10 protein-coding genes are annotated in these 13397 nt (G+C 61.4%); 4 read left to right on the top strand and 6 right to left on the bottom strand.

Translation table 11 applies throughout. The features are described 5' to 3' along the window. The first annotated feature begins 92 nt into the window (after positions 1-92). Positions 93-1106, top strand: a complete 1014-nt coding sequence (locus tag ACWA1U_RS04060) for a ParA family protein (protein WP_463724939.1) — start codon at positions 93-95, stop codon at positions 1104-1106. Positions 1107-1199: 93 nt separating this feature from the next. Beyond that, positions 1200-2519, top strand: a complete 1320-nt coding sequence (locus tag ACWA1U_RS04055; protein WP_463724072.1) for a ParB/RepB/Spo0J family partition protein — start codon at positions 1200-1202, stop codon at positions 2517-2519. A 1871-nt stretch (positions 2520-4390) separates the two neighbouring features. Here the strand turns inward: ACWA1U_RS04055 and trxA are convergent. The 5 genes from trxA to ACWA1U_RS04030 form a co-directional block, all read right to left on the bottom strand. Beyond that, positions 4391-4714 carry a thioredoxin gene (trxA, locus tag ACWA1U_RS04050; protein ID WP_463724071.1) on the bottom strand — a complete coding sequence of 108 codons (324 nt, stop codon included), beginning with the start codon at positions 4712-4714 and terminating at the stop codon, positions 4391-4393. Positions 4715-4730: 16 nt separating this feature from the next. Further along, positions 4731-5765 carry a thioredoxin-disulfide reductase gene (gene trxB, locus ACWA1U_RS04045; protein ID WP_463724070.1) on the bottom strand — a complete coding sequence of 345 codons (1035 nt, stop codon included), beginning with the start codon at positions 5763-5765 and terminating at the stop codon, positions 4731-4733. 114 nt (positions 5766-5879) lie between these two features. Beyond that, on the bottom strand, positions 5880-7403 hold the full coding sequence (locus ACWA1U_RS04040) for an ABC transporter substrate-binding protein (protein WP_463724069.1): 1524 nt from the start codon (positions 7401-7403) through the stop codon (positions 5880-5882). A gap of 90 nt (positions 7404-7493) precedes the next feature. Further along, positions 7494-9233: a murein biosynthesis integral membrane protein MurJ gene (murJ, locus tag ACWA1U_RS04035; protein ID WP_463724068.1), complete on the bottom strand. Its 1740-nt coding sequence runs from the start codon at positions 9231-9233 to the stop codon at positions 7494-7496. A gap of 49 nt (positions 9234-9282) precedes the next feature. Continuing rightward, on the bottom strand, positions 9283-9813 hold the full coding sequence (locus ACWA1U_RS04030) for an NUDIX hydrolase (RefSeq protein WP_463724067.1): 531 nt from the start codon (positions 9811-9813) through the stop codon (positions 9283-9285). A gap of 149 nt (positions 9814-9962) precedes the next feature. Between ACWA1U_RS04030 and ACWA1U_RS04025 the strand changes: the two genes are divergently transcribed. Next, positions 9963-11411: a CCA tRNA nucleotidyltransferase gene (locus tag ACWA1U_RS04025; RefSeq protein WP_463724066.1), complete on the top strand. Its 1449-nt coding sequence runs from the start codon at positions 9963-9965 to the stop codon at positions 11409-11411. After that, the gene (locus tag ACWA1U_RS04020) at positions 11408-12055 is read left to right on the top strand and encodes a histidine phosphatase family protein (RefSeq protein ID WP_463724065.1); all 648 of its coding nucleotides are present in this window, start codon (positions 11408-11410) and stop codon (positions 12053-12055) included. The genes ACWA1U_RS04025 and ACWA1U_RS04020 overlap by 4 nt, the downstream gene beginning before the upstream one ends. On the opposite strand, the gene ACWA1U_RS04015 is transcribed toward ACWA1U_RS04020, so the two are convergent. Continuing rightward, complete coding sequence (locus tag ACWA1U_RS04015; protein ID WP_463724064.1) at positions 12033-13193, bottom strand: DUF418 domain-containing protein; 1161 nt, start codon at positions 13191-13193, stop codon at positions 12033-12035. The genes ACWA1U_RS04020 and ACWA1U_RS04015 overlap by 23 nt on opposite strands. Between the last annotated feature and the right edge of the window lie 204 nt (positions 13194-13397).

The raw sequence follows: 13397 nt of genomic DNA, 5'->3' as shown, positions 1-13397 counted from the left end.
GCGAGACCCTCGTGACAACGAAAGATCCGGCCCCGGCGCGCGAACAGCTTGAATCGCTGGTGACGTCTTCTCTCGCGGTCAGCATCGCTAGTATTCAACCCGAAGTGTTTTCAAACCCGAGCAATACCGGAATTGTTTCACGTGAAACGGGCGGCTCACCGTCCTCCGATAACAAAACCACTGAACGCGGTTCCAATCAGGGAGGTTCCAGGAACGTTATGGACGTGATGGATGACAGCACGCCCCTGGCGAGAGAACTAGCGAGCGAAACGAAGCGACGGGAGAAGCTTCTCGGGCGGGAGTTGCCCAGGCCTGCGAAGACCAGGATCCTGACCGTCAGCAATCAGAAGGGCGGCGTTGGGAAGACAACCACCACCGTCAACCTGGCGGCCGGCCTCGCTTTGGCCGGGCTGAATGTTCTGGTCATCGATATCGATCCCCAAGGGAATGCGTCGACCGCACTAGGGATTGAACATCATGCCGAGGTCGACAGCATTTACGACGTGCTCATTGACGACCTTCCGCTTTCGAGCGTTGTGGCCCGTTGCCCGGATATCCCCAATCTGATCTGTGCTCCCGCAACCATTCACTTGGCCGGTGCCGAGATTGAACTGGTGTCCCTGGTCGCCAGGGAGCAGCGCCTGCGCCGGGCAATCGATCTGTATGCGGCGCACCGCGAGGACCATGGTGAGGAGCGCCTGGATTACATCTTCATTGATTGCCCACCGAGCCTCGGGCTACTGACCGTAAATGCATTCGTCGCTGCGCGGGAGGTTCTTATACCCATCCAGTGCGAGTATTACGCGTTGGAAGGGTTGAGTCAGCTGCTTAAGAACATCGAGATGATTCAGAAGCATCTCAACGCAGAGCTTGTTGTGTCGACCATACTTCTAACGATGTACGACGGACGCACCAATTTGGCTGCTCAAGTGGCGGCGGAGGTACGTGAGCACTTCCCGCAGCAGGTCCTCAAGGCAGTAGTTCCGCGGTCGGTTCGCATCTCAGAAGCACCCAGCTACCAGCAAACGGTGCTGACCTACGATCCTTCATCGAGTGGGGCGCTCTCCTATCTTGAAGCGGCAGCTGAAATAGCTGAGCGCGCGTAGCGTCGCAACGCTCTCAGAGAGTGCTCTACCCGTAGACTGAACGCAATATCAATTCGTGCAGTTTGTCTGCTCTCGTTCGAGAGGAACTTGTAGATGCCTGAGAAGCGTAGAGGGCTAGGCCGAGGACTCGGCGCGCTCATTCCGAGCAGCGTTGAGCAGGAAGTAGCGTCGGTCGGTTCAACCGGGCGCAATGCGGGCCGCCCTTCCGACCTCTTTTTCCCCTCGAAGGACGGCCAGGCTGAAGTCGACTCACAGGACCCGGGTGAAGCGAAGAGCACCGATGGCCCTGCAAGGCTCCGCGCGACCATCAACAAAGACGCTCTGACTGCTCCTGCCCCCCGATCAGGTGGCCGGACCCAGGCACCCTCACGAAAGGCTGCAGCGGGTAAGCAAACTGCTGGCGATGGCCATCGCAGGAAAGCCCCTTTTACTTCGGAGGCGGCGCCCGAGCGTGCGGCTCTCAAAGAGGGTGCCGCTTCCCGTGGGCCGAGTGGGATCGCGCCCGAGTCGGGAACTGAATCCCGTCTAGAGGCTACCGACGGATCTGATGCAGGACGTCTAGCTCCACCCGCTAACGATGTTTCACGTGAAACTCTGCAGGAGGTGCCAGGGGCTCGATTTGCAGAGCTCCCAGTAGATTCAATCCACGCGAACCGCAAGCAGCCAAGAACAGTGTTCGACGAGGACGAGATGGCTGAGCTCGTCCACTCCGTCCGAGAAATCGGGGTCCTGCAACCCATCGTGGTCCGGGCATCCAACGAGGGCACTGAACATCAGTATGAGCTTGTTATGGGTGAGCGTCGGTGGCGGGCGAGTAAGGCTGCTGGTCTGGAGACTGTTCCCGCGATCATTCGTGACACCGCGGATGACGACCTGCTTAGGGATGCTCTGTTGGAGAACTTGCACCGCAGTCAACTCAATCCGCTTGAGGAAGCGGCTGCGTACCAGCAACTGCTGGACGACTTCGGGTGCTCTCAAGAGGAACTGGGAGCGCGCATCGGCAGATCACGTCCGCAGATTTCGAACACTCTTCGGCTGATGAAACTTCCTCCTCTGGTGCAGCGGCGGCTGGCCGCTGGTGTTCTCAGTGCCGGCCACGCGAGGGCACTCCTTGGCTTGTCCGATCAGGCGGAGATGGAGAAGCTCGCCCAGCGCATTGTCGCGGAGGGCCTCTCTGTGCGATCAACAGAAGAGATCGTTGCGATGAGTGATGGGCTCCGACGTCCCCCGAAGCCGAGTACCCCACGGGCCGGGGCGCGCCACGAGCGCTTGGACTACTTGGCCACGTCCTTGTCTGATCGACTCGATACGAGCGTCAAGATTACCCTGGGTGCAAAGAAGGGACGGGTTAGTATCGAGTTCGCTAGTGTCGACGACTTGAACCGGATCATGGGAGTGCTGGCGCCCGGCTAGTACTGGTCTCCTAGCTCTCCCGCAAGAGGCGCCGTTTCACGTGAAACGGCGCCACTTGTTGTAGGCGGAGTATCGTAGCGGTAGCCCGAGCACTTCCGGATGGTCGAGGTGAGACGGATGATCGAATTACGTTGGCTATCCCGATTCCTCCACCCCTTGGGATACGCCGTCTGAACGCTTGTGTTGACTTGACGCGAGCGACTTTAGGTTCGCGGCGTAGTCAAACCCGACACCCACGGGCGGACCGCTTGCGCTCGGTCTTTCAAAGAACCAGAAGGTGGCGTCACAGCCCGCTAGTTGTCGGCGTGAGGGGTGATAGCTGTGCGGTTTCACGTGAAACATTGATACATGATTCACTCTTTGGCCACCTGGCAACCGGTAGTTCGAGTTTCCAGGCCACGCGAGGGTCAATCGTCGGACGGGTTCCGCCAAATCTGTGTCAACGGTGAATCGGATCTGCTCATGGGGTGCGGGCGCGAACAGTTAGCTTTCCTCTCGCCTTGGGGCTCGTGGTTCAGCTGTAGCTGTAGCTGTAGCTGTAGCTGTAGCTGGCCGCGGTCCAGCGTGCCACGCTGCTTGTGCTAAAGCGTCCACGGCAGGGTCATATCGATCCACAACACCGACCGCCTCAAACACCCGCAAGGATGAAGCTGATTCCGATCGGTAGACACACTGCGAGAACTGTGGGGCCTGGCCATTTCGTGGGGTGATGTTTCACGTGAAACGTAAAGGACAGAGTTGGGACGCGTGCAACTGTAGGAGATTGTGACGCTTCTCTAGCAGATCTCAAGTGCGCAAGCCCCCGTGGTCATCGTGAGAAAATCATCCAGTGAAAGGTGAGCTACGGTGGGATTGCTCCTCCCCAGTCTTGTTCGCTGCTGGAGCGCCGTGCTACGGTGTGCTGCCAGTCAGAGTGCGGAGTAATGGGTCGCAACGACGGTGCCGCGAGTGGGAATCCCCATTGGCCACCCCCGTGTTCGAAGGCCATGTCTCCCTCGGGCTGGGGTGCGCGCGATTCATAGTTTCACGTGAAACATTCGTCCCCGAGGTAGAGACTCCGATCGAGTCGCCTTGCCTTCCGTCTGGACAGATACCATTGTCGCTATTGTGCCCTGGGTTCAGTACAAGGCCTTTACACTGCATGTACGTCAGGAGCCGCCGGCACTTTCTGACACTTCCCATACGGTCCACAGGCCCAAGTCTTGAACGCTAACCGATATTCGCCATTCTCGAGTGAATGTAGGTAACAGTCAGCTCAGGGTCGTTTGATGGACAGGTCGGCAGCTTGGCAGCCCGCAGATTGCGCGGCGAGTCGCTGCCCGTACGCAGCCTACGTAGCCGCGCTGTACGTGGCACCACCGAAATAACCTGGAGCGCCCGAATGCTTCGTGCGCTCTCGGAGGTTCGAGTTGCCTATCCTGGTGTCACCAGGGCATGCACGCTTCAGCTGGTGCGAGGCTGTCATCGAGCATCTCCGCTCGGCTAGAACCGCCGATCGACGGTGCACGCCTGGCTTTGCCTATCGGGCTTACCGCTCGCGTTCTGAAGATCCCGGATCGGGGATCACGGGTCTACGGCAACGACTCATCGACGGGCCAGAAATCGGAGCCCTGTCAGTGATTGCCAATGGTCTGTGTGTTTCACGTGAAACTTCGCCCGAGTACGAGACTGAGAAAAATTCGGGAATCGTAGGCATTCACCTGAGTGTCTCCGGCGTGGGTCCGTATCGTCGAGTTGTGTGAACAAGGTGCCGTTTCACGTGAAACGGGTACCCATGGCGCATGGACAAACCCAGTGTGAGGCTTGCCCGGCCTCACTTCAAGCACAAAAGAGCCCGCGCATCACGATGCGCGGGCTCTCTTATCAGAACTCTAGAGGAACTGCGCGAACTCCTGCTCAAGAACCTGCTTGGGCTTGGCGCCGATCGAGGTAGCAGCAACCTCGCCATCCTTGAATACGTACACAGCAGGAATTGATGTGATGCCGTACTTTGCAGCGGTTGCAGGGTTGTCGTCAACGTTGAGTTTCACAACGTCGATCTTCTCGGAATGCTCGGACGCGATGTCGTCGAGGATTGGTGAGAGCTTGCGGCATGGACCGCACCACTCGGCCCAAAAATCAACCATTACCGGTTTGGTGGCCTGCAGGACGTCGCTCTCGAACGAGCTATCGGTTACTTCTTTGGCATTGCTCATAACGGTTGCTCCTTAATTAGACCGTTGCGGATTCGGAAACTCGTTCAGCCTGCGGAGTGGGCACTTCAGCGGCCGTTGCGATCGAGTCACCAAGGTCAGCAAGGTAGTGCTCCACGTCAATCGCGGCTACACACCCTGAACCGGATGCTGTGATCGCCTGACGGTAGGTAGGGTCGATGACGTCGCCGGCAGCGAAGACTCCCGGCAACGAAGTCTTCGAAGTGCGTCCCTTTACGGCGATGGTGCCCTCTTCAGTGAGCGACAGTTGGTCGCGGATCAGGTCCACTCGGGGATCGTTGCCGATGGCAACGAAAACACCGGTCACGGCAAGGTCCTTCGAAGACCCGTCGACAGTGTTACTGAGCACCAATCCTGTGACCTTGTCAGTCCCTGTGATGCCGACCACTTCTGCATTCCACTCGAAGCGGATCTTCTCGTGGGCGAGAGCGCGGTCCTGCATGATCTTTGACGCCCGAAGCGAGTCCCGACGGTGGACCACCGTAACGGAGCGAGCGAACTTGGTGAGGAAGAGAGCCTCCTCCATTGCCGAGTCGCCGCCACCAACCACTGCGATGTCCTGGTCCTTGAAGAAGAAGCCGTCGCACGTCGCGCACCAACTCACACCGTGGCCCGAGAGCCGCTTCTCGTCTTCGAGGCCCAGTTCGCGGTACGCAGATCCGGTCGAGATAATAACTGCACGGGAACGGAAAACCTCACCCGTACCGATAGTCACAGACTTGACCTCACCGGCCAGGTCGACGGAAGTTACGTCCTCAAAAAGGATCTCCGTGCCGAAGCGAGCTGCTTGCTTCTCGAAGTGCTCCATCAGGTCCGGGCCCATGACGCCTTCCGGGAACCCAGGATAATTCTCCACCTCGGTGGTGTTCATCAGTTCACCACCGGCAGTCACCGAGCTGGCTATCAGCAGTGGCGAAAGGTTGGCCCTCGCGGTGTACACGGCGGCCGTGTAGCCTGCAGGACCGGATCCGACGATGATCACGTCCCGGATTTCGCTGGACTCAGCCTGGCTTTCGTGTGTCTGGGTACTCACGGGTACAAACAACCTTCCTGTGGGTGAGAGTCTTCAGGCCACTCGGCCGGGAGACGATCAATTGCAATAACAGTGCGGTCCAAGCGGTTATTCCGGTTCACTGGAGGCCCTGCGTCAGGAGACGTTGATCTCCGCGATGCGCATGCCCCAAGGGTACTGAGCCTGCACGTTCGACAGACGCGGCAACTGGGTGAAGTTTACGATCACGTACTGTGCCTTCGGGGCGGCACCGTCCACCTCTGGAACGCTGAAGGTTACGGACGGACCGGTGAAACCAGACTGTGCCACCTGAGTTGCGCCCTCAAGGCTGGGTTGATCATTCAGGGCGACGGTGAAGCTGCCGCCGGAACTGTTCAACTGCTCTATCTGGATCTGCGTGATACTCGACGACGCCTCGAGCTCGACGACGAGAGCCAGGTTCTGCGCCAAACCACCAAAGGTGTCGTTGGCATAGACAAGACTGCTCCAGAAGCTGGCCGGATTGTCGTCAATGATGGAACCGAGCTCCCCGTCAGTCTGCGCATTCAGCTCAGGATTCCCCGGCACAAGGCGCGTCACGCTGGTGGCCACCGGTGGGATCAGTTCCTCGGCGGGGGTGGAAGGCTCCTCTGCGGGAGTTTCAGAGGACGGCCCCTCGCTAGCCTCAGTAGTCTCCTCAGGCGTTGTCTGCTCGTTTGCTACCGGAGGACTGAAAATCGGGCTGAGTTGAGTGACCGCCAGCACCACGGCACCAATAATAACCAGTGCCAGGACAACACCTACCAGCACTCTGGTGAAGCGCGGGTTGTTCTCGCGGTCGTCGTCGTCATAATCGTCGTAGGAGCCGCCGCCGTCATAATTTGATTCCGCGACCGAGTGACTGCCCGCGGCGGCCGCCGGGAAACGCGAAGCCGGGCGTCCTGTGCGCGAGTCACTGCGACCGTCGTCGTATTCATCCTCGGTCCACTCCGAAACCTTCGGCCGGTCCTGGCGGTCACCCGCGGCTACCCTCGGCGGTGCGGAAGGCGGCGGGGGCACATTGGCGTTCCCGCCAGAAGGCCGGGGCGGAATGCTTTGTGGAGCCGTACCGGGAGAGGATTGGCCGGAGGCAGCCGCTGCACCCGCAGCCGCTGCACCCGCAGCGCCAGCACCCGCCGCAGCGCCAGCAGCACCCGCACCCCGACCGAAGCGGGGCATCCGTGCTTTAGGGATGCGGGAGCGGCGGGGTTCGCGCTCTTCGTAGTCGTCGTACTCATCATCTTCGTACGTCTCAGGCTCGGTGGACCGGGGAACCCCGAAAATCTCCGAGCCGAGCGTATCCGTAAAGAAGGGCTCGATGTACGGGACTGCCTCCCGCTGAATCACAAGGTCCAGCAGGTCAGCGGCCTGCGCCCGATTGGTTACGAGGTAGGTACCGGCGTCGGTGATCCCAAGGTCCAGTACCTGGATGTTCCCCGCGCGTTCGCCTGTAGCGACTTCACGGGCGCTGGTCGCCACCTGGCTGGCGTTCTCCGGCGATGCCACGAGGATGCTCACTGCACGGTTCAGAACCTGATCCATGCCGTCGAGCACAAGGTCCTTCTCAGCAGAGGCCAGTACATAAGCGGTGACCTTATACCGGCCGCCAAGTACTGAACCGACGTCTACTGCCTGTGGCACGAGTTCCTCCCGGAATGTGGATAGTTTGAACCCATGCTACCGGTGAACGCCGGCACGGCCCGGCACCGAGCCGCACTGCGCAACAGGAAGCTAGGCCCGCCGGCGCAGCTTCGCAAGAAGGGGCGCGAGGAAGTCCCGCAGTTCCCGCACATGCAAGGCCTTGAGCATCAGCACGTAGACCAGAATCATGGCTGGCCCGGCAACAAGGAGTACGACGGCGGCACTCACCTGGGACTGCCAGACGAACCCTCCCGGTTCATACGCTCCAAAGAACCAGAGAATGCCCGCCCCGGCTGCAGCGGCAACCAGGCCCGCGACGGTCAGGCGGACGTGAATGTCGTAGATGTGCCCGGCGCCGTACGGACCGATCTTGCGAACGAGGAACCGATGGCTCACACCGACGGCGATGATGTTCCCGACCGTGAAGCTCAGCGCGAGCATCGGCACAATAAGGCTTGGCTCGAACAGGCTTGCACCGACAGCAAGCGCGACGCCGATTGCGGAAAGGATGAGCTGGATCTTCAGCGGGGTGAGCGCATCTTCCGCAGCGTAGAACACCCGGTTGAGGAAGAAGTTGGCGCTGAGGAAAGGTGCGCCGACGGCGAGAAGGGAAATGATGAGCGCGTTGAGCGCACCACCCTCCGTAATGCCGCCGGAGAACAGCATTCCGAGCGGCACAGCCAGCGCGAGGAGGGCCGCTGATCCGAAAACGGTGGCGACGCCAATGGTCCGGAGCCCGAGCGAAAGCGTTTCCTTGGTGGTATCGATGTCGTTCTCGGCATGTGCGGTTGCAAGGCGGTTGAACATGACGGTCGCGATGGACAAAGCGATAACTGAATGGGGCAGCACGTACACCAGCGACCCGGTCTCAAGATTGAACAGGCCCGCTATATAGGAGTTATCTGGCCGATTTGTGCGGGCCTCGGTAGCGATGGTGGCAACCCACTGGTTGACCATGTAGAGGCCGTTGCCCACGAGCATGGTCACTATGGTGATAGAGGCCAATCGGCCTGTCTGGCCGAGACCCACACCACGCCAGCCAAACTTTGGCCGCAGCCCCAACCCCAGGCGCCGCAGGGGAAGAATGAGCACCAGCGCCTGAACGATGATGCCGAGCGTAGTCCCGCCTGCCAGAAGAAGGGTGTGCGTCAGCGTCCAGGAGTCGGGAGAATGGGCGGCAGTTTTTTCGGCCCCGAGGATCGAGATGAACGCGATCAGGAAGCCGATCGACACGACGTTATTGGCAACCGGCGCCCACATATAAGGACCGAAGGAGCCGTTGGCGTTCAGCACCTGCCCGATAATGGAGTACAGGCCGTAAAAGAAGATCTGAGGCAGGCACCAGTACGCGAACACGGTAGTGAGCGCCAGGGCATCGCCGCTGACATTGGTGAGCAGGTCTGCGATGAACGGGGCGGCCAGCGTGATCAGCACCGTCAGCACCAGCAGGACCGTCACCGACAGGGTAATCAGCCGGCTCACGTAGTCAGCCCCGCGGTCCGGGCGCTGGCTGGCCCGAATGATCTGCGGAACCAGGACGGCGTTGAAGACACCGCCGGCAATCATCAGGAAGATGTAGGTCGGCAGGTTGTTGGCCGCAGGAAAAAGGTCGGAAACGGCGCCGAAAGTACCGATCGCCGTCGCAAGCAGCGCCACGCGGACCAGCCCGAGAATGCGAGACACCAGTGTTCCTGCGGCCATGATCGCACTCGAGCGCGCGGTGGTGTCGGTGGAGTCGGCGGTTGACGCATTACCGGCGGGAAGGGCACGACGGCGGGGCAGCACGCCGGCGTCCTGGACCGGGATCGAGGAGGTATTGGTTTCAGACATCGCTTCTTATGCTCTCACCCATAAGTCCCGTTTCCGGTAAGGGGCGGTGTTAGAGGTACTGCGGCAGCACTTCGCGTGCGAGGTCCGCGATGCGGCGCTCATTCGGGAAGGACAGCTTCTTCCCGAGATCTGCCAGCGGCACCCAGGCGACGTCAACGGCCTCATGGTCAGGGTCATTCTCGATGGTGAGGTGACCGCCGGTGGAAAGCAGGAGGAAGTGGTGGACGGTCTTGTGGACCCGGTGGCCGCTTACCGTGAACCAGTAGTCGATGCTTCCCAGGGCTGCAAGGACGCGGCCCTGGATGCCGGTCTCTTCCTCGATTTCCCGGATGGCCGCCTGCTCGTTGTTTTCCTGGTTTTCGGGGTGACCTTTGGGAAGGCACCACTCCAGGCGCCCGCCGCGGTTCAACCGCGCGATGATCGCCACATTCAGCAGGTTGGTGGAGGCGTCGACGACGATCCCGCCGGCAGATACTTCCTCCACCGTGGGAAGCGATTGGTGGATCATAGGCGCACTGGTTCGGCCCATTGACGCAGTCAATGGGGTGCGCTTGGGTGCGCTTGGAACAGGGCGGTCCATATCCCCACTCTAACGACCTTTCCCCACCGATGATGACCGCCCGCCGACAACCGCGCTGCGGTGCAGGAGCACCGGCGTGTTGTGCCCGTGACCACCATCGATGCTCCCGTAATGGTGTTTGACGCGATCTCTGGCACGCTTAAAGGACTATGGCGCACCTCCTGCAGGATTCCTCCCTCACCGCACCGCTTCCGCCCGTCGTTCCGGAGCTGGGCGGGCTCTTCGCCAGTGCCGGACACGAACTCTCACTGGTTGGCGGTCCGGTCCGGGACCTGTTCCTCGGAAGGGTCTCACCGGACCTGGATTTCACCACTGACGCAGACCCTGACCAAACCATCGCCGTGATCAAGCGATGGGCGGACACCTTCTGGGAGATCGGGCGCGAGTTCGGGACCATTGGCCTCCGTAAGGGCCCATTCACCATCGAGATCACCACGTACCGGGCCGAAGCCTACGATCCTTCCTCCCGCAAGCCCGCTGTGGCCTTCGGGAGCAGCCTCGAAGATGATCTCTTCCGCCGCGACTTCACCATCAACGCGATGGCCCTCCGCCTTCCGTCCCTCGAACTGATTGACCCTTTCGGTGGTGTGAAGGACCTGCACTCAAGCGTGCTGCGGACACCGGGGGCGCCGTCGTCGTCGTTCTCTGATGACCCGCTGCGGATGATGCGCGCCGCACGCTTCGCGTCCCAGCTCGGCGTCGAGGTGGCGCCCGAGGTGCTCGAGGCCATGACTGCGATGGCCGAGCGGATTACCATCATTTCCGCCGAACGGGTCCGCGATGAACTGACCAAACTCATCAACGGGGCGCAACCGCGCCTCGGCGTTGACCTGATGGTGCAGACCGGCCTCGCCGACCATGTGCTTCCCGAGGTTCCAGCCCTGCGCCTCGAGACCGATGAGCACCACCGGCATAAGGACGTGTACCAGCACTCCCTCACGGTTATGGAGCAGGCCTGTGGTCTTGAAACCGACGACGACGGTGCGGTGCCCGCCCCCGACTTCGTGCTGCGGTTCGCGGCGCTCATGCACGACGTCGGCAAGCCGGCGACGCGGAAATTTGAACCCTCCGGCGCGGTGAGCTTCCGGCACCACGACATGGTGGGCGCGAAGCTCACGGCGAAGCGGATGAAGGCGTTGCGGTTCGACAATGACACCATCAAGGCCGTCGCCAGGCTGGTCGAATTGCACATGCGCTTCTACGGCTACGGCGAGGCCGGCTGGACCGATTCCGCCGTGCGGCGTTACGTGAACGACGCCGGCCCGCTGCTTGAGCGGCTCCACCGGCTGACACGCTCCGACGTAACCACCCGGAACCGCCGCAAGGCCGAGCGGCTCGCCTTCGCATACGACGACCTTGAGACCCGGATCGCAGCGCTTGCCGAGCAGGAAGAGCTCGCGTCCATCCGCCCGGACCTCGACGGTGCGAGCATCATGGCACTGCTTGGCATCAAGCCTGGACCTGTGGTCGGCCGGGCGTACCGCTACCTTCTGGAGGAACGCATGGAACACGGCCCGCACACATCCGAGGAAGCGGAAACCAAGCTGCGTGCCTGGTGGTCGGAACAACCGGAGTCCGCTGCCGGGGAAAACGCATGAGCCAGTCGGGTGCCGCTGCTGCGGATCTGACGGCAGCTGGAACGCCGTTGCCGCAGTTATGGCTCATGCGCCATGGGGAGACCGAATGGTCCCGTGACGGCAACTACACCGGGCTGACCGACCTTCCGCTGACGGCGGCCGGTGAGGAGCAGGCGAGGGAAGCTGCCAGCCACCTGGCCGGCGTCGACTTCGACCTTGTGTTCACTTCGCCGCTCCAGCGCGCACGCCGCACTGCCGAACTCGCCGGTTTCCCGGACGCCGAAGTTCTCCCCTACGCCCACGAGTGGGACTACGGGGACAACGAGGGCCGCAACAGCGCCACGGTTCGCGAGGAGAACCCCGGGTACCTGATCTGGAAGGACGGTGCTCCCAACGGAGAGACACTCGACCAGGTGTCCGCCCGCGCTGACCGGGTGATCGCCAGTGTCCAGGCCGGGTGCGGCACACCCGCCGACCAGTCACCGGGCACGACGCCGGTCCGCAATGCGCTGCTCGTGGCCCACGGACATTTCCTTCGGGTGGTTACCGCCAGGTGGCTCGAATTCGATGCGGTGGAAGGCAGGCGTTTTGTGCTCGGTACCGCAGCGGTGTGTGCGCTCGGCTGGGACAAGCACACACCGGCTATCCTCCGCTGGAACGCCTAGGCGCCGTCGAGCTCCCGTACGTGACGCGGCGCAGGAGTGACTCGACCGGCCCCTGCTGGAAGCGCAGCAGGAGGACCCGGCTCAGCACCAGCTGAGCGGCGAAGATGACGACGGCGATCCCCGCCACCGCGGCGGCCGGCAGTCGATTCGCCAGCCCAAGTCCGAACGCCGTGAAGATGAGCACCATCACCACGGACTGCACGAGGTAGTTGGTCAATGCCATGCGCCCTGCCGGAGCGAGGAGATTCTGGACAGCCCGGCCTGCGCGCGTGCGGAACGCGAGCAGGAGGACGCTCACATAACCCGCCGTCTGGAGCGGTGCGGTCAGGGTCGAGATGCCGAGGGCCAGGATGCTGAACTGTTCGCGGTCCACGTAGGTGGTCAGGTAAGCCTGCACGATGCCCGCGGTGAGACCGAGCGGGAGGCAGGTTGCCGCCGTCGTCGTCAGCAGTTTGGTTGAGGGGCGCGTTTCCAGAAGCCGCACCTTTGCGGCTGCCATGCCGAAGTAGAACATTGCGAGCGACAGCGGCCCCTGGAGAAAGACCACTCCCGCCACGTTGCCGAGGAAGTTTGCGGCATTGGCTTCGAAGGCTGAGCTGGGGCTGGAGGTGGTGGCCGTCGGGTCCACGTCCAGTGCCATGAGTTCAGGCGGTGAGACGGCGACAAGCACCCCGATGAGGAGCATCAGCAGCCCGATCACCCCGATGATAATGCTGCCGGCCACCACTGATGCGGTTGGACGTGCCGCTCGCGTTGCGAGCAGGATCAATCCCATGAGCGCGTAGGTGAGCAGGATGTCACCGAAGAAGATCAGGAGCCCATGCAGAAAACCGAGGATGAACAGGGCGCCCAGACGGCGGACCATCCTGTGTGCGACCGACGCGCCCGCTATGTGCGCTGCCTGCCACTGAAGCACAAAGCTATAGCCGAACAGGAACGAGAACAACAGGTAGAACTTCGCCTCGAAAAGAGCAGCGACCGTAAAGCGGACCGCGAGGTCGCCAGGGGTGCTGTGGTCCGGGCTTATTGCGCTGGCAAGGGTGAACGGATCCGCGAGGTACCAGATGTTCACCAGCAGGATGCCGCCGAGGGCAAAAGCCCGGAGTGCGTCGAGCTCTTTCAGTCTTCCCTGGCCCACAGTTTCCTCTCCTTGGATCGAGGTCAGACTAGTCGGTGGCATCGCCTTTCCCTGTCCACCGGAAGGACGATATTCCCGGTTCGTAAAATTTCTCAGGATATTTTCGAAAATCGGCTAGGCGATGGCGACTTCGGTGGGGTAGCTTTGATCTGTGCCATTGGGAGATCTCAATCTTCAAATGTCTGCACGGTCCAGGTTCAGCGC

The organism is Arthrobacter sp. TRD_SC_6 (assembly GCF_055361185.1).
This window is presented reverse-complemented; position numbering and strand designations above follow the sequence as displayed.